This is a genomic window from Pontibaca methylaminivorans (genome assembly GCF_900156525.1).
GTDB lineage: Bacteria > Pseudomonadota > Alphaproteobacteria > Rhodobacterales > Rhodobacteraceae > Pontibaca > Pontibaca methylaminivorans.
This window is the reverse complement of sequence record NZ_FTPS01000001.1, coordinates 2,306,153-2,322,440: the sequence shown is the minus strand read 5'-3', so window position 1 is coordinate 2,322,440 and position 16,288 is coordinate 2,306,153. Positions and strand designations below refer to the sequence as shown.

The window sequence follows — 16,288 nt, the reverse complement described above, 5'->3', positions numbered from 1 at the left end:
TCGCCGCCACTCCTGCGCGGCTTTGTGGTGGCCGGGCAGCCCGAACTCATCCGCGCCGAAAGGAGCGTAATGTCGACAGCGGTCATGCGAGTGCCGGGACGGCCCGCCGCCGGGAACAGGCCCCTTAAAGAGCACTGCCCAAGCCGTTCTGCGGGAAACCCCCTCCCCATTCCAGATGACCGCCCTACACTCCGGCGTGATCCTTATTGTCCCAGGCGCGGCAAATCTGCTGGAACCGGGGCGGCTCGCGTGAAACATAATAGGGAGCCGGATTGTCCGGGCGCCTGAAACTGGAGACCACGAGAATGAGCCGATCCCCGTCCGCCGACCGTCAGCCGCCTGCGGGCCATGGCCGCATCTACAGCTCGATCATCGAAACGATCGGCAACACGCCTTTGGTGCGCCTCGACCGCTTTGCCGCCGAGACCGGCATGAAAGCGATGCTTGCCGCCAAGCTCGAATTCTTCAACCCGCTCGCCTCGGTCAAGGATCGCATCGGCCTTGCCATGATCGAGGCGCTCGAGGCGGAGGGCCGCATCCGCCCGGGCGAATCGACCCTGGTCGAGGCGACCTCGGGCAATACCGGCATCGCGCTTGCCTTTGCCGCCGCCGCCAAGGGGTATCGCCTGATCCTGACCATGCCCGAGACCATGTCTATCGAGCGGCGCAGGATGCTGGCGTTCCTGGGTGCGGAGCTTGTGCTGACCGAGGGCGCCAAGGGCATGAACGGCGCGATCGCCAGGGCCGAGGAACTGGCCGAAACAATGCCTGCCACGGTGATCACGCGGCAGTTCGAAAACCCGGCCAATCCCGACATCCACCGCCGGACCACCGGCGAGGAAATCTGGAACGATACCGCCGGCGCGGTCGATATCCTCGTTTCGGGCGTCGGCACCGGCGGGACCATCACCGGCGCCGGTGCGCTGCTCAAGTCGCGCAAGCCGTCGGTCCATATCGTCGCGGTGGAACCCGCGGATTCGGCGGTGCTTTCGGGTGGCGCAGCGGGGCCGCACAAGATCCAGGGAATCGGCGCCGGGTTCGTGCCGAAGATTCTCGACAAGGAAATCTATGACGAGGTGGCCACGGTCACCAACGACGAAGCCATGGACACCGCCCGCCTCGTGGCGCGGCTCGAAGGGGTGCCGGTCGGCATATCCTCGGGCGCCGCACTTGCCGCCGGGGCCGCAATCGGCCGGCGCGAGGAAAACGCGGGCAAGCTCATGGTGGTGATCGTCCCCTCCTTTGCCGAGCGTTATCTTTCCACCGCGCTGTTCGAAGACTGACGCCCGACCGGCGGGCATGCCGGCGGCGCGCCGGGCCTCGCCACGAGCGCACCGCCTGCGCCGGTCCGTGCCGCCCCGCCCTTCAGGTGCCGCAGAATGTGGCCGTGACGACCTCATCGGCCCGGGGCGGCTGCATCAGGTCGGCATCATCGGGCTGATCCGTGAAAGGATCGGCAAGAACACGGTCCAGCCGCTCGAAAGGCGCATAATCGCCCTGCACCGCGGCCTCGATCATCTGTTCGATCCGGTGGTTGCGCGGGATGAAGGCGGGATTGGCCGCCGCCATCACCTCGCCCGGGTCGGGCTCCTGCGCGAGGCGGGCCTTCCAGCGTTCGGCCCAGTCGTCGAAACCTTTCGCATCAGCGAACTGCCCGCGCGCATCACCCTTGGCCAGGGCGCGGAACGTATTGGTGAAATCCGCCCCGCCGGCGGCCATGAGCGCCAGCAGATCGCCGATCAGCGCCCCGTCCTCGGGGCGGGGATCCGTGATGCCGATCTTGGCCGCGAATGTGGTCAGCCAGTTCGCCCGCAGCAGGTCGGGCATTTCGTGAACGATCCGCGTTGCCTCCTCGACCCCGCTTTCGGGATCGTCAAGCTGGCGCAACAGGGCGGTCGCGAACTGGGCAAGGTTCCAGACCGCGATATCGGGCTGGTTCGCATAGGCATAGCGTCCCATGCGGTCGATGGAGCTGAACACCTTTTCCGGGTCGTAGTCATCCAGAAAGGCGCAGGGGCCATAGTCGATGGTTTCGCCGGAAATCGCCATGTTGTCGGTGTTCATCACCCCGTGAATGAAGCCGACCCCCATCCACCGGACGACCAGCCGCGCCTGCGCGTCGCGCACCGCCGCAAGCAGCCCCATCGGCCCGTCGGCCTTTGGGTAATGGCGCGCGATCGCGTAATCGGTCAGTTGCCGCAGCGCCTCCCGGTCGCCGCGCGCGGCAAAGATCTGGAACGTTCCGACCCTCAGGTGCGAGGCGGCGACACGGGTCAGCACCGCGCCGGGAAGCGCGCGGTCGCGCCAGACGGTCTCGCCGGTTTCGACCGCCGCGAGCGCCCGCGTGGTCGGGATGCCGAGCGCATGCATCGCCTCGGACACCACATATTCGCGCAGCACCGGCCCGAGCCAGGCGCGCCCGTCGCCACCGCGCGAATAGGGCGTGCGGCCCGAACCCTTGAGCTGGATGTCGCGGCGGATACCGTCGCGGCCGATCACCTCGCCCAGAAGGATCGCGCGCCCGTCGCCAAGCTGCGGGTTGTACTGGCCGAACTGGTGGCCGGCATAAAGCTGCGCTAGCGGTGCGGCCCCGTCGGGAACCACATTGCCGGCAAAGATCTGCGCCATGTCATCCCTGCCGCTCGGATGAAGCCCGACAAGCCGCGCGAGATCATCGTTGAAGGCGACAAGGCGCGGCGCCTTGACGGGAACCGGCGCCTGCCGCGTGTAGAACGACGCGGGCAGGCGCGCATAGCTGTTGTCGAAAGGAATATCGAGGCTCATGCGCAAGACATAGGTTTCAGCGGCGCGGATTGCCAGCGCCGCGGGACGTATCAGCGAGCGTCAATCGCCCGGCGCCGCCGCGGCATGCGCCGGGCTGATCCGCCCGCCGCCGACCGGCGCGCGCACCCCCGTGGTGCCGGGGGCCGAGGTCGGCAGCCCGCGCAGCACCCGCACCGCGAGATGGCCGAATGCCTGCGCCTCGAGCATGTCGCCGTCGAGCCCGGCCGCCTCGACCGGATCGACCGGGCAGTCGAGGCTCGCCGCAAGCATCCGCATCAGCACCGGATTGTGCCGCCCGCCGCCGGCGACCAGAACCCGCGCGGGCGGGGCGGGGCAGAAAGCCATGCCCTGTGCCACGGCGGCGGCGCTCATGGCGGTGAGCGTGGCGGCCGCATCGGCATCGGAAAGCCCCTCGACCAGCGCCGCCATCTCCGCGAAATCGTTGCGGTCGAGCGACTTCGGCGGGATTCGCGCGAACCAGGGATCGGCAAGGAAGGTCTCGAGCATGCCGTCCGCGACCTGCCCGCGCGCGGCAAGCGCCCCGCCGCGATCCATCGGTTGGCCCAGCCGCGCCTGCACAAGGTCGTTCAGCGGCGCATTCGCAGGCCCGGTGTCGAATGCCAGCAGCGCACCCTCGTCTTCCGGGGCGGTTCGCGCTGGATCGACCCAGGTGAGGTTGCCGACACCGCCGAGGTTCAGAAAGGCGACCGGGGCCTGCGCACCGATCCATTTCGCGCAGGCAAAGTGAAAGAACGGCGCCAGCGGCGCCCCCTCACCCCCGAGCGCCACATCGTCGCTGCGGAAATCCCAGACCACCGGGCAGCCGATATCGCGCGCAAGCCGCGCCCCGTCGCCGACCTGAAGCGTGCCGCGCCCGCGCGGCTCATGCGCGAGGGTCTGCCCGTGAAAACCGACCAGATCCGCGGGCCCGAGCGGCGCAAGCGCCTCGGCATGGGCGGCATCGACCACGCTTGCCGCGGCTTCGACCTCGGGCCCGTGCCAGCGCCCGAGCGCGGCGGCAAGCACGCGCCGTTCCCGGTCGTCGTAGGGGCGATAGGCATTGCGGCCGAACCCGCCGATGCGGATGCCGTCGCTTTCGATTTCCGCCACATCCACCCCGTCGAGCGACGTGCCGCTCATGGTGCCGAGCACCCGCAGCATCCCTGCCCGCCCGTCATCCCCGCCATGCCTGTTCACGGTCTTTTCCTTTGCCCGCACGCCGCCTATACACGCCACAGTTCCAGACACTGGCCACAACTCCAAGCCGAGGCAAGCCATGACCTACCAGCCGAGATCGGACTTTCTGCATGTGATGATCGAGCGCGGCTATCTGGCCGACTGCACCGATCTGCAAGGGCTCGACGAGGCGCTGTGCGCCCAGGTGGTGCCGGCCTATATCGGCTATGATGCAACGGCGCGCTCGCTCCATGTGGGGCATCTTTTGAATATCATGATGCTGCGCTGGCTGCAGAAAACCGGGCACAAGCCGATCACGCTGATGGGCGGCGGCACGACCAAGGTGGGCGATCCCTCGTTCCGCTCGGATGAGCGCCCCCTGCTCGGCCCCCGGCAGATCGCCGAGAACATCGCCGGGATGCGGCAGGTCTTTGCGCATTACCTTGCCTATGGCGAGGACGCGACCGGCGCGCTCATGCTCGACAATTCCGAGTGGCTGGACCAGTTGAATTACCTGGATTTCCTGCGCGACATCGGCCGCCATTTCAGCGTGAACCGGATGCTGTCGTTCGAATCGGTGAAATCGCGGCTCGATCGCGAACAGTCGCTGTCGTTCCTCGAATTCAACTACATGATCCTGCAGGCCTATGATTTCCTGGAACTCTACCGCCGCCACGGCTGCCTGTTGCAGATGGGCGGGTCGGACCAGTGGGGCAATATCGTGAACGGGATCGACCTCACACGCCGCGTGCTGGAGCGTGACCTGTTCGGCCTGACCTCGCCGCTGCTCACCACGAGCGACGGGCGTAAGATGGGCAAGAGCGCGGGCGGCGCGATCTGGCTCAATGGCGACATGCTGAGCCCGTATGAATTCTGGCAGTTCTGGCGCAACACCACCGATGCGGATGTCGGGCGGTTCCTCAAGCTTTACACCGAACTGCCGGTCGATGAATGCGACCGCCTCGGCGCGCTCGGCGGCTCGGAGATCAACGAGGCGAAGATCCGGCTTGCCGACGAGGTGACCGCGCTTTGCCACGGGGCGGAGGCGGCGGCCACCGCGCGCGAAACCGCGCGCGAGGTGTTCGAACAGGGCGGTGTTGGCGCGGATCTGCCGACCATCAGCGTCACGGCGCAACAGATCGGCGAGGGCCTTGCCAATACGGCGCTGTTCGTCGCGGCGGGGCTTGCCGCCTCGGGCAAGGAGGCCAAGCGCCTCGTGAGCGAGGGCGGCGCACGCATCAACGATGAAATCGTGACCGAAGTGCGCCTCATGTCGCGCGAGGAAATCGCGCCGGGGCTCAAGCTCAGCGCCGGAAAGAAGCGGCACGCGCTGGTGCGGCTCGCGGAATAGCGGGTTTCAGCCCTCGGCCTTTTCGGCGAGCAAAAGCCATTCGTCCTCGGCCGCCGAAAGCGCCGTCTGCCGCGTGACCAGGGCCTCGGTCGCCTTCCGGAACTTGACCGGCTCGCGGGTGTAAAGCTCCGGGTCGGAAAGCAGCGCCTCGAGCTTGCCGATCTCGGCCTCAAGGCGCGCGATCTCACCCGGCAGCGCCTCGAGCCGGTGCCGCTCGGTAAAGCTGAGCCCCTGCCCCGGCGCCGGCTCCCGGTCCGTCTTGGCCGCCTTCTCCGCGCGCGGCACCTTTCGCCCGGTCGGCGCGGGTTCGGGTGCGGAGTCCGGCGCGGGGCGACGGGCGATATAGTCGCTCCAGCCGCCGGCATGGATGGTCGCGCGGCCCTGCCCCTCCATGACAATGGTGGCGGTCGCGACACGGTCGATGAAATCGCGGTCGTGGCTGACCAGCAGCACCGTTCCGGCATAATCGTCGAGCAGTTCCTGCAACAGATCGAGCGTCTCGATATCAAGGTCGTTGGTTGGCTCGTCCAGCACCAGGAGGTTGCTTTCCCGCGCCATGAGCCGCGCGAGCAGAAGCCGCGCCTTTTCCCCGCCCGAGAGCGAGCGCACCGGTGCCCGCGCCTGCGCCTCGTCGAACAGGAAATCCTTGAGATAACCGACGACGTGGCGCGGCTGTCCGCGCACCATGACCTGATCGGCCTGCCCGGACACGCGCGCCTCGGGGTCTTCGGTCAGGCTGTCCCAGAGAGTCGCCTCGGGATCGAGCTGCGCCCGCGCCTGATCGAACCAGGCAACGGAGAGGTTCGTGCCGCCCGTGACCGTGCCGCTGTCGGGCTCCTCGGTGCCGAGCAGCAGGCGCAACAGCGTCGTCTTGCCGACCCCGTTCGGGCCGATGATCGCCACCCGGTCGCCCCGCCGCAGCGTGAGCGAGAAATCCCGCAGGATCAGCCTGTCACCGTAAGTCTTTGAAATACCTTTTGCTTCGATCACCTTGCGCCCGGATTTCGGCCCCGATTCGAGCGCCATGGCCGCGGTTCCCTCGCGCCGGATCTGCCCCGCGCGTTCCGCCCGCAACGCATGAAGCGCCCGCAGGCGGCCCTGGTTGCGCTTGCGCCGGGCGCTGATGCCCTCGACCGCCCAGCGGGATTCGGAGCGGATCAGCCGGTCGAGCTTGTGACGCTCGCGGTCCTCCTGTTCCCAGATCTCGTCACGCCAGCCCTCGAAGGCATCGAACCCCTTGTCCTGGCGGCGCATGGCCCCGCGGTCAAGCCAGAGCGTCCCGCGCGTGAGGTGGCGCAGAAAGGCGCGGTCGTGGCTGATGATCACATAGCCGGCGCGGGTCTGGGCAAGTTCGGCCTCGAGCCACGAAATCGCCTCGATGTCGAGGTGGTTGGTCGGCTCGTCCAGCAGCATGAGGTCGGGTTCTTCCGCCATGAGCCGCGCGAGCGCCGCCCGGCGCCGCTCGCCGCCCGAGGCGGTCGCGACCTTGCGGGCAGGATCGAACTTCAGCCCCTCCGCCGCGCGTTCGGCCCGGTAAAGCTCGCCCGGGCCCAGGTTCGCGGCGGCATAATCGCCGAGCGTCGCGAAACCCTCCATCGCGGGATCCTGTTCCATGTAGGACACCACCGCGCCCGGCGCGAGGCTGATGCGGCCGCTGTCGGGTTCCACAAGCCCGGCCATCACCTTCATCAGCGTCGATTTGCCGGAGCCGTTGCGCCCGACAAGCGCAAGCCGTTCGCCCTGCCCGATGACAAGGTCGAGGTCGGAAAACAGCGGATCGCCCCCGTGGGACAGCGAAATGCCGTTCAGTTGCAGAAGCGGTGCGCGGGCCATGACTGCGGGCTAGTCCGTGGCCGGCGCGCCGTCAATGGCTGCATCGGAAAGGCGCGCGGCAAGGGCCCGCATCTGCCGCTGCCGCGCGGGCGCGATCGCCGCGACCTCGACCGCGGTAAAGACATGAAGCGTATTCATTTCATGGTCGATCACCGCATGATCGCTGACCCAGCCACCCATGGCGAGATAACTGCGCAGCGCCGCCGGCATCTGTGACAGCGCCTGCGCGGGCTCCGCCCCGCCCCCTGCTTCGGCAAGCGGCAGGACAGCCGGCGCCTTGCGGGCCGGGCGCAGATCAGGCGGGGCCTGGTGATGCGCCGCGAGCCGGGCAAATGCCGCGCGATAGGGCCCGGGGTCGGTGCCCGCGAACGAGGAACAGCCGACAAGAAAGCGCGCCCGCTGCCGGTCCACGAGCCGCGCGAGCATCCCCCAGGCGAGCCGCAGGATATCCGGGTCGCGCCGCTCGGGGTGGATGCAGAGACGCCCGACCTCGATCATCGGCAGGTCCAGCCCCGCCAGCGCAGCCAGGTCATATTGCCCGGCCGAATAGCCCTGCAGAAGCGCGGCGCCATCATCGTGACAGCGCAGCCGCAGGCAGCCGACCAGCAGGTCGTCGCGCAGATCAAAGATCAGCAGATGGGTGCTGGCCGGATCGTGACGGTCACGTCCGCCGCGCCCGTGAAAGGCCAGGAGCCGCAACGCCTCGGCGCTGGCGATGGCCTCTTCCCCCTGTGCGAGGACGGCGCGGTGGCGAATCCGTTCCAACATCCCGTCACGCCTTGAAGATCGACAGCCCGCCCGGAGACCGGCGCTCGTCATGCCGTCCGGCTGCCGCCGTTCCGGCAGGAGTCCCGTCACCGCTGCCGGAGAGCCCTGCCCGATCCCGCATCCCCGCCGGTCCGGCCGTTACTGCAGGACCGATGCCGGGTTGAAGCGGCCAAGATTGCGCAGAAGCTGGCGCAGCAGGGTGCGGTCCTCGACGCCGGTCTCGGTCACGCGGCGGTCGAGCGAAATCGCCCGGCCATGTTCCAGCCCGAAGCGTTCGATGTTCTGCACCACGCCGGCATTGTTGAAGCTGATCGCCACAAGCTGCCGGTCCACCACCTTGGGCGCCATGGGGCCGAACTGGCGGAAGCGGCTGGAGATGTAATAATAGCCGCTGTCGTCCAGCACGCCGCTGGTACCCGGTTCGCCGATCAGCCTGACCACGCTTTCGCGCGTGTCCTTGCCGACCTCGACCTGCGCCAGTTCGGATGGTGTCGGCACATAGCCATGGTTGCGATAGACAGCGCCGCATGCCGTGAGCGACAGAAAGGCGAAGATGATCAGCCCGGCCCGTGCCGCACCTGCAATGCGTTTTGAATTGGCGAACATGGACTGCCCTCTTGCCCCGGCTTGATTGGCCTTCTAACCCGATTACATAAATCACGCAAAGGGTTCAAGAAACGAAAGCCGCCATGCCCGCCAACACCGCTCTTTCCGTCGCCGCCCTCTCCGGGAGCGCGCCCACCCCGTTTGACCTGCGGCCCGGAGCGGCAGAGCTTGCCGATCTGGCCGAACGGCTCGACCTGCTCGGGCTGCGCAAGCTGCGCTTCAGCGGCACCATCACAGCCGAAGGCGGGCGCGACTGGCTGCTGTCGGGGCAACTCGGCGCGACCGTAGTGCAGCGCTGCGTGGTGACGCTCGCGCCGGTGACGACCCGCATCGACGTGGATGTGACGCGCCACTATATCGCCGAAATGCCCGAACCCGAGGGCGACGAGGTGGAAATGCCCGACGATACGCTTGAACCGCTCGGCAGTCACATCGACCCCGGCGCCGTCATGGTCGAGGCCCTGAGCCTTTCCCTGCCCGCCTATCCCCGCGCGCAGGGGGCCGAGATGGAACAGGCGGTCTTTGCCGGCCCCGGCATCACGCCGCTGCGCGACGAGGATCTGAAACCGCTGGCGGGGCTTGCCGCACTCCGGGATATGATCAGGGATCCGGCCAAGGACGGCGAGTGATCCGTCCCGGCCGGGTCCGGGTCTGCGCGGGAATCAGCTTGCAACCGCGGACGCAACGGCTATTTTCGCGGCTTCACCGGAATTAGCGGTTGAACTCGGAGCGGGTTGCGGCCTAAAGGCCGTGCAGCATGATGCCGCGCCGGAGAACGACGCAAGGCGAACACGCCGCTGTCGGAGCTTCCGTCACGGCTTTTTGAGACAAGGGTTGAGACATGGCCGTCCAGCAGAACAAGGTTTCGAAATCGCGCCGCAACAAGCGCCGCGCCCATGATGCACTGGTTGCCGTCAATCCCAACGAGTGCCCGGAATGTGGCGAACTGAAGCGCCCGCATCATGTGTGCCCGTCCTGCGGCCATTACGACGGCGAGGAAATCATCGTCAGCGATGACGAGATCGACCTGGACGAAGACGCGGCGTAAATCTCTTGGCCGTGGGCGATTGAATGATGGCCCAACCCGATCAGGACCGGAGCCAGCCCGCCGATAGCGCGGGACGTATCGTCATCTCGGTCGACGCGATGGGAGGCGATGCCGGGCCGGCGGCGGTTGTGGCCGGCATGGCCAAATCGGCGCTCAAGAACCCCGATCTGGATTTCATCCTGCACGGCCCCGAAGCGCAGTTGCGCCGGCTGGTCGAACGTCGCCGCGGGCTGAGCGGACGGGTGCGGTTCCGGAACGCCGAGGGCGTCGTGCACATGGACGACAAGCCGAGCCTCGTGCTGCGCAACGGCGAATCCACCTCCATGTGGTCGGCACTGGAATCGGTGCGCAGCGGCGAGGCCGCGAGCGCGGTCTCCTGCGGCAACACCGGCGCGCTCATGGCGCTGAGCATGATCCGGCTGCGCAAGCTGCCCGGCGTGAACCGCCCGGCCATCGCCGTGCTTTATCCGGCGCTGGCGCCACGCAAGTTCAACATCCTGCTTGATGTCGGCGCCGATGTGCGGGCCGAAGCCCATGACCTGCTGCAATATGCGCTCATGGGCGCGTCCTATGCCCGCAACGGGCTCGGCATCGAACGGCCCCGCGTCGGGCTTCTGAATGTGGGCACCGAGCAGCACAAGGGGCGCGCGGCGCTGCGCGAGGCGCAGGAGCTGATTCCCCAGTTCACCGAATCCGCGGGTTTCGACTACGTGGGCTTTGTCGAGGGCAGCGATTTCACCGGCGATGTGGCCGACGTGATCGTCACGGACGGATTCACCGGCAATATCGCCATCAAGACCGGGGAAGGCACGGCCCGGCTCATCGCCACCCTGCTGCGCGAGGCGTTCCGCTATTCGACGCTGTCGCGCCTCGCGTCGTTCCTTGCGATCACCTCGCTGCGCCGGCTGCAGAAACGCATCGACCCGCGGCGGGTGAACGGGGGCGTTTTCCTCGGGCTGAACGGCACGGTGGTCAAATCCCACGGCAGCGCCGACGCGACCGGAGTTTCGGCCGCGATCAAGCTGGCCTTCCAGTTGGCAAAATCGGGCTTCACCGATAGATTGGCAGCACGGGTCGCCTCGGCCGCCGAAGTCCCGGCCGAGACCGCCCCCCGACCCGGAACCGGCGACCAGTAAAAGGGCCGGCGGCCCATGATAACGACACGAGCAGAAAAGGTGAGGCATGACAGGTCGCGCGGTTGTCATCGGAGCAGGGCATTACCTGCCGGAACGGGTCGTGCCGAATGCGGAGTTCGAGGCGACGCTCGACACATCTGACGAATGGATCCGCACCCGGTCGGGGATCGAGCGCCGCCACTTCGCCGCCGAGGGCGAGACCACCGCGACCATGGCCACGGAGGCCGCGCGGGCGGCACTTGCGGATGCCGGGGTGGATGCCGATGACATCGACACGGTGATCGTCGCCACCTCGACCCCCGATCTCGTGTTTCCCTCGGTTGCGACCATGGTGCAGGCCGCGATCGGCATGAAGCGGGGCTTTGCCTTCGACCTGCAGGCGGTCTGCGCCGGTTTCGTCTTTGCCATGGCCAATGCGAACGCGCTGATGCTGTCCGGCCAGGCCCGCCGCGTGCTGGTGATCGGCGCCGAGACCTTCAGCAGCATCCTCGACTGGAGCGACCGCTCCACCTGCGTGCTGTTCGGCGACGGCGCCGGCGCGCTGGTGCTGGAGCTGCAGGAGGGCGCGGGGACATCTGCCGACCGCGGCATTCTCGGCACCGACCTCAATTCCGACGGGCAATACCGCGATCTGCTTTATGTCGATGGCGGCGTCGCGACCCGCAAGGGCGGCAAGGTGCGCATGCAGGGGAACCTGGTTTTCCGCCACGCGGTCGAAAAGCTTGCCGAAACCGCCGGGGCGGCGCTGGAAAATGCCGGGCTCACGGCGCAGGATGTGGACTGGATCGTGCCCCATCAGGCCAACATCCGCATCATTCAGGGAACCGCGCGCCGCATGGGAGTGCCCATGGACAAGGTGGTGGTGACGGTCCAGGACCACGGCAACACATCGGCCGCATCGATTCCGCTGGCGCTTTCGGTCGCCCATGAACGCGGCCAGATCCGGCCGGGGCAGCTGCTCGTCACCGAGGCGATCGGCGGCGGGCTTGCCTGGGGATCGGTGATCCTGCGCTGGTAGCGCGATGCGGGCTGTGAGGCTCCCCGTTCAAATCATTGATATTGACGGGAAATTGCGGTCGTTCTATCATCCCGCAAATTGACGGAGGTTGCACGGGGGGTTGCCATGAGCGGCAAGACACTGACACGCATGGACCTGAGCGAGGCCGTCTTCCGCGAAGTCGGCCTTTCGCGCAATGAAAGCGCCCAACTGGTGGAAAGCGTATTGAGCCATATTTCCGACGCGCTCGTGCGTGGGGAACAGGTCAAGATTTCCTCCTTCGGCACTTTCAGTGTGCGGGACAAATCGGCACGAATCGGGCGCAATCCGAAAACCGGGGAAGAAGTCCCGATCCAGCCGCGGCGGGTGCTGACCTTCCGCCCGTCGCATCTGATGAAGGAACGGGTCGCTTCGGGCAATGTCAGCTGAAGGCCGGATCATGAGCAAGTCACCCGAAGCCTTCCGCACCATCAGCGAAGTGGCCGACTGGCTTGGCGTGCAGGCCCATGTGCTGCGTTTCTGGGAAAGCAAGTTCACCCAGGTCAAACCGGTCAAGCGCGCCGGCGGGCGGCGCTATTACCGCCCCGGCGACATGCAGCTTCTCGGGGGAATCCGCACGCTGCTTTACGACGAGGGAATGACCATCAAGGGCGTGCAGAAGCTTCTGCGCGAACAGGGTGTCGCGGCGATCGCATCGTTCTCGCAGCCGCTCGGCGACGGGATGGATGCCCCCCTGCCGAACCATGACGGTGCGACGGTCCTGCCCTTTGCCGCAGCCCGCGCGCCGGACAACCCCGCGGGCAGCGCCGATGCGGACGATGCGGCAGCGCCGGAGAGTCCTCTCCCGGCCGCCGAGGGCGCCGAAGCCGGCCCCGACGCCCTTGCGGAACCCGGCGACCATGACGCAAGGGCCGCGCCCGCCGCGTCGCAGGCGAGCTTTGACCTGGACGGACCCGAACCGCCCCGGCAGACCGGGCCGGCCGCGGTCGTTGTTGATGCCCCCGATCCGCCGCCCATGGCCGAGATCCCCTATGCCCCCGGCCCGCTCGTGCATCTGGCGGGGCTTGAGCGGGTGAGCGCGGATCAGGCGCAGGAGCTTGCCGCGCTGGAGCGCGATCTGCGCGCCTGGGCAGAACGTGTCGCGGCGCGCCACCACGGCTGAGGGCACGCACCGGCCCGGACCGGCGGGATGGGCCGGATTCGCTCTTGCCCCCGCATGCAAAACAGCTATGAACAGCGCATCGTCGGGCTATGGCGCAGTCTGGTAGCGCGTCCGTCTGGGGGACGGAAGGTCGCAGGTTCAAGTCCTGCTAGCCCGACCATCACACCGGCCCTGTCGGCGCCGGGCCCGGGGCTGGAACAGGCCCCTGTCAGGCCGGATGGCAAGTCATTGTCCCGGCCAGCAGATCAGAGGGCCGGATGGCAGGTCTTTGTCCCAGTCAGCAGATCGAAGCGATGGCCGAGGACGGCATCATCCGTGCCGATCCGGCAATCGACCCCGACCAGATCCAGCCGGCGAGCCTTGACCTGCGCCTTGGCCATGTCGCCTATCGCATCCGCGCCTCGTTCCTGGCGGGCGAAGGCCGGCGCATCACCGACCGGCTCGAGGAATTCGAGATGCACCGGATCAGCCTTGAAGGCGGCGCGGTGCTGGAAAAGGGCTGTGTCTATCTGGTGCCGCTTGCGGAATCGCTCGCCCTGCCCCCGGACATGAGCGCGGTCGCCAATGCCAAAAGCTCGACCGGGCGGCTTGATCTGCTGACGCGGCTCATCACCGATGGCGGGACCGAATTCGACCGGGTCGCGCCGGGTTATCGCGGGCCGCTTTATGCCGAGATCTGCCCGCGGTCGTTTTCGGTGCTGGTGCGGCCCGGGATGCGGCTCAACCAGATCCGTTTCCGGCGCGGACAGGCGGCGCTGAATGACGCCGAACTTGCCGCGCTCCATGCCGAATCGCCGCTGATCGACCTGCCCCCCGTGATCGAGAACGGGCTCGGCTTTTCGGTCGACCTGCATCCGCGTGCGGGGGATCTGGTCGGCTACCGCGCCAAGCCGCACAGCGGGGTGATCGACCTCGACCGGATCGGCGCCTATGATCCCGCCGAATACTGGGAGGAACTGCACAGCCGCAACGGGCAGATCATCCTGGACCCCGGCGCCTTCTACATCCTCGTCAGTCGCGAGGCGGTGCGGATCCCGCCGGGATACGCCGCCGAAATGGCGCCCTATCTGGCCATGGTGGGGGAATTCCGGGTGCATTACGCGGGCTTTTTCGATCCCGGCTTCGGCGACGGCAGCGCCGGCGGGCACGGTTCGCGCGGGGTGCTCGAAGTGCGCTGCCATGAGGCGCCCTTCGTGCTCGAACACGGGCAGGTGGTCGGGCGGCTGGTCTATGAGCGCATGGCCGAACGCCCCGAACGTCTTTATGGCAGCGGCATTGCCTCGAATTATCAGGGCCAGGGACTGAAGCTCTCGAAGCATTTCCGCGCACCAAAGCCGCGGTAGCGGAGCCGGCGCCGCTTCTTCCGATCCGCGCGGCTCAGGCCGGATCGGCTGGCGCGGGGGCGGTATGTTCGTCCTGATCGCGCGTCACCATGGCCCGGATCAGATCGGGAAGCCGCAGCGTGCCGAGGGGTCGGCCATCCGCGTCGGTGATCTGCGCGATGCGCACCCCTTCGCGGCTCAGGATCTGCGCGGCATCCTCGAGCAGCGTCCCCGCAGGCACCGGCACCGCCGCTTCGCCCTCTGCAGCCGCGCCGGGCGTCATGACGGTTTCGACCTGGATGACACGTCCGCGGTTCACCTCGCGCACGAAGCGCGAGATATAGTCGTCGGCCGGTTTCAGCACGATCTCCTGCCCCGTGCCCTGCTGCACCATCTCGCCGTCGCGCAGCACGGCAATGCGGTCGCCAAGGCGCAGCGCCTCGTCGAGGTCATGGGTGATGAAGACCACCGTCTTGCGGATTTCCTTCTGCAGGTCGAGCAGGATCGTCTGCATGTCGGTGCGGATCAGCGGGTCGAGCGCGGAAAACGCCTCGTCCATGAGCAGGATCGGGGCATCGTTGGTCAGCGCCCGCGCGAGCCCGACGCGTTGCTGCATGCCGCCGGAAAGCTGATTGGGATAGCTGCCCTCGAACCCCTTGAGCCCGACCCGCTCGATCCAGCGCATGGCGCGCTCGACCTGTTCCTTGCGGGGCACCCCCTGCACCTCGAGCCCGTAGACCGAGTTTTCCAGCACGCTGCGATGCGGCAGCAGGGCGAACTTCTGAAACACCATCGCGGTCTGGTGGCGTCGAAAGCGGCGCAGGGCCGCCTTGTCCATCTTGACCACGTCCTCGCCGTTCACCAGCACCTCGCCCACGGTCGGGTCGATCAGACGGTTGATGTGGCGGATCAGGGTCGATTTGCCCGAACCCGACAGCCCCATGATCACCTGGATCCGGCCCTCGGGCATCAGGATGTTGATGTCGCGCAGACCGACCACATGGTGATGCTTCTCGTTCAGTTCGGTCTTGCTCATGCCGCCGCGAACAAGGTCGATATAATCATGCGGGCGGGCGCCGAAGATCTTGTAGAGATTGCGGACCTCGATCCCCGTCCCCGGTTCCGCGCGTTCCGCTGCCGTGTGATCAGCCATGGACGACCTCCAGATGCCGCTGCAGGCGCTTGCCATAGGCCTGGCTCACCCGGTCGAAGATGATGGCGATGCCGACGATGGCGAGACCGTTGAACACACCGAGCGTGAAATACTGATTGTTGATCGCCTTCAGCACCGGCTGGCCGAGCCCCTGCACGCCGATCATCGAGGCGATGACCACCATCGCCAGCGCCATCATGATGGTCTGGTTGATGCCGGCCATGATGGTGGGCAGCGCCAGCGGCATCTGCACGTTCCTGAGCCGCTGCCAGCCGGAGGAACCGAAGGCATCCGCCGCCTCGATCATGTCCGGGTCGACCATGCGGATGCCGAGGTTGGTCAGGCGGATGATCGGCGGGATCGCATAGACCACCACCGCCATGAGCCCCGGCACCTTGCCGATCCCGAGCAGCATCACCACCGGGATCAGGTAGACGAAACTCGGCATGGTCTGCATCACATCGAGGATCGGGTTCATGATCCGCTGCGCCCAGTTGGCCTTGGCCATGAGGATCCCGAGCGGGATACCGACCGTGATCGCCAGGATCGTGCAGACCAGGATCATCGACACCGTTTTCATGGTGTCGGTCCACATGTCGAAATAACCGATGATCAGCAGGGTGATCACGGTGCCGGCAACGACCTTCCAGTTGCGGCTGGCAACCCAGGCGATGGCCGCGATGCCGAGCAGGATGATCGGCCAGGGCGTCTGGGTCAGAAACCGTTCGGACTGCACGAGGAAATACTGGAGAGGATCGAAAAAGCTTTCGATTCCGCTGCCATAGGTCCGGGTGAAGTCGCGGAAGCCGGCATCGATCGCACGTTTCAGCGCGCTCAGTTTGCTGGTTTCCATATGGGGAAAAGTGGTAAGCCAGTCCATGCCGCCGCTCCTGCAGTCATTGAGGCTTCGGTGGGGGGCGGCGGCAGATTCCGGCGCCGCCCTCCCTGTCTA

Annotated in this window: 16 protein-coding genes and 1 tRNA gene; 10 read left to right on the top strand and 7 right to left on the bottom strand. The window is 67.1% G+C overall.

All coding sequences use genetic code 11. From position 1 onward, the window contains the following. The first annotated feature begins 305 nt into the window (after positions 1-305). Positions 306-1,283 (top strand): cysteine synthase A, encoded by a 978-nt coding sequence (cysK, locus tag B0B01_RS11285; protein ID WP_076649946.1) that lies wholly within the window; start codon positions 306-308, stop codon positions 1,281-1,283. 82 nt (positions 1,284-1,365) lie between these two features. Here the strand turns inward: cysK and B0B01_RS11280 are convergent, their stop codons facing one another. Continuing rightward, entirely contained in the window at positions 1,366-2,784 is a 1,419-nt protein-coding gene (locus B0B01_RS11280) for a protein adenylyltransferase SelO (protein WP_076649945.1), read from the bottom strand. A gap of 60 nt (positions 2,785-2,844) precedes the next feature. Further along, a complete protein-coding gene (locus B0B01_RS11275) occupies positions 2,845-3,945 on the bottom strand; it encodes an anhydro-N-acetylmuramic acid kinase (RefSeq protein WP_076649944.1) in 1,101 nt (366 codons plus the stop codon). 115 nt (positions 3,946-4,060) lie between these two features. Here B0B01_RS11275 and tyrS point away from each other — a divergent pair, with 115 nt between their 5' ends. After that, positions 4,061-5,311 (top strand): tyrosine--tRNA ligase, encoded by a 1,251-nt coding sequence (tyrS, locus tag B0B01_RS11270; protein ID WP_076649943.1) that lies wholly within the window; start codon positions 4,061-4,063, stop codon positions 5,309-5,311. Between the two features lie 6 nt (positions 5,312-5,317). Here the strand turns inward: tyrS and B0B01_RS11265 are convergent, their stop codons facing one another. From B0B01_RS11265 to B0B01_RS11255, 3 genes are all read right to left on the bottom strand, one after another. Beyond that, complete coding sequence (locus B0B01_RS11265) at positions 5,318-7,144, bottom strand: ABC-F family ATP-binding cassette domain-containing protein (RefSeq protein WP_076649942.1); 1,827 nt, start codon at positions 7,142-7,144, stop codon at positions 5,318-5,320. A 9-nt stretch (positions 7,145-7,153) separates the two neighbouring features. Continuing rightward, the gene (locus B0B01_RS11260; protein WP_076649941.1) at positions 7,154-7,912 is read right to left on the bottom strand and encodes a GNAT family N-acetyltransferase; all 759 of its coding nucleotides are present in this window, start codon (positions 7,910-7,912) and stop codon (positions 7,154-7,156) included. 138 nt (positions 7,913-8,050) lie between these two features. Next, positions 8,051-8,518, bottom strand: a complete 468-nt coding sequence (locus tag B0B01_RS11255; RefSeq protein ID WP_076649940.1) for an outer membrane protein assembly factor BamE — start codon at positions 8,516-8,518, stop codon at positions 8,051-8,053. A gap of 83 nt (positions 8,519-8,601) precedes the next feature. Here B0B01_RS11255 and B0B01_RS11250 point away from each other — a divergent pair, with 83 nt between their 5' ends. The 8 genes from B0B01_RS11250 (at position 8,602) to B0B01_RS11215 (ending at position 14,204) form a co-directional block, all read left to right on the top strand. Beyond that, entirely contained in the window at positions 8,602-9,147 is a 546-nt protein-coding gene (locus B0B01_RS11250) for a YceD family protein (RefSeq protein WP_076649939.1), read from the top strand. 212 nt (positions 9,148-9,359) lie between these two features. Beyond that, on the top strand, positions 9,360-9,566 hold the full coding sequence (rpmF, locus tag B0B01_RS11245; protein ID WP_076649938.1) for a 50S ribosomal protein L32: 207 nt from the start codon (positions 9,360-9,362) through the stop codon (positions 9,564-9,566). A gap of 23 nt (positions 9,567-9,589) precedes the next feature. Beyond that, positions 9,590-10,702: a phosphate acyltransferase PlsX gene (gene plsX, locus B0B01_RS11240; protein WP_076649937.1), complete on the top strand. Its 1,113-nt coding sequence runs from the start codon at positions 9,590-9,592 to the stop codon at positions 10,700-10,702. A gap of 46 nt (positions 10,703-10,748) precedes the next feature. Next, positions 10,749-11,720 (top strand): beta-ketoacyl-ACP synthase III, encoded by a 972-nt coding sequence (locus tag B0B01_RS11235; RefSeq protein ID WP_076649936.1) that lies wholly within the window; start codon positions 10,749-10,751, stop codon positions 11,718-11,720. A gap of 105 nt (positions 11,721-11,825) precedes the next feature. Next, positions 11,826-12,128 carry an integration host factor subunit alpha gene (ihfA, locus tag B0B01_RS11230; protein WP_076649935.1) on the top strand — a complete coding sequence of 101 codons (303 nt, stop codon included), beginning with the start codon at positions 11,826-11,828 and terminating at the stop codon, positions 12,126-12,128. 10 nt (positions 12,129-12,138) lie between these two features. Continuing rightward, positions 12,139-12,861 carry a MerR family transcriptional regulator gene (locus tag B0B01_RS13450; RefSeq protein ID WP_076649934.1) on the top strand — a complete coding sequence of 241 codons (723 nt, stop codon included), beginning with the start codon at positions 12,139-12,141 and terminating at the stop codon, positions 12,859-12,861. Between the two features lie 83 nt (positions 12,862-12,944). Continuing rightward, positions 12,945-13,021: transfer RNA gene (locus B0B01_RS11220), tRNA-Pro, on the top strand. Between the two features lie 97 nt (positions 13,022-13,118). Beyond that, the gene (locus B0B01_RS11215; protein ID WP_076649933.1) at positions 13,119-14,204 is read left to right on the top strand and encodes a 2'-deoxycytidine 5'-triphosphate deaminase; all 1,086 of its coding nucleotides are present in this window, start codon (positions 13,119-13,121) and stop codon (positions 14,202-14,204) included. Between the two features lie 34 nt (positions 14,205-14,238). On the opposite strand, the gene B0B01_RS11210 is transcribed toward B0B01_RS11215, so the two are convergent. Both B0B01_RS11210 and B0B01_RS11205 read right to left on the bottom strand, forming a co-directional pair. Next, the gene (locus B0B01_RS11210; RefSeq protein WP_076649932.1) at positions 14,239-15,336 is read right to left on the bottom strand and encodes a quaternary amine ABC transporter ATP-binding protein; all 1,098 of its coding nucleotides are present in this window, start codon (positions 15,334-15,336) and stop codon (positions 14,239-14,241) included. Beyond that, positions 15,329-16,216: an ABC transporter permease gene (locus tag B0B01_RS11205; RefSeq protein WP_076649931.1), complete on the bottom strand. Its 888-nt coding sequence runs from the start codon at positions 16,214-16,216 to the stop codon at positions 15,329-15,331. The genes B0B01_RS11210 and B0B01_RS11205 overlap by 8 nt, the downstream gene beginning before the upstream one ends. Between the last annotated feature and the right edge of the window lie 72 nt (positions 16,217-16,288).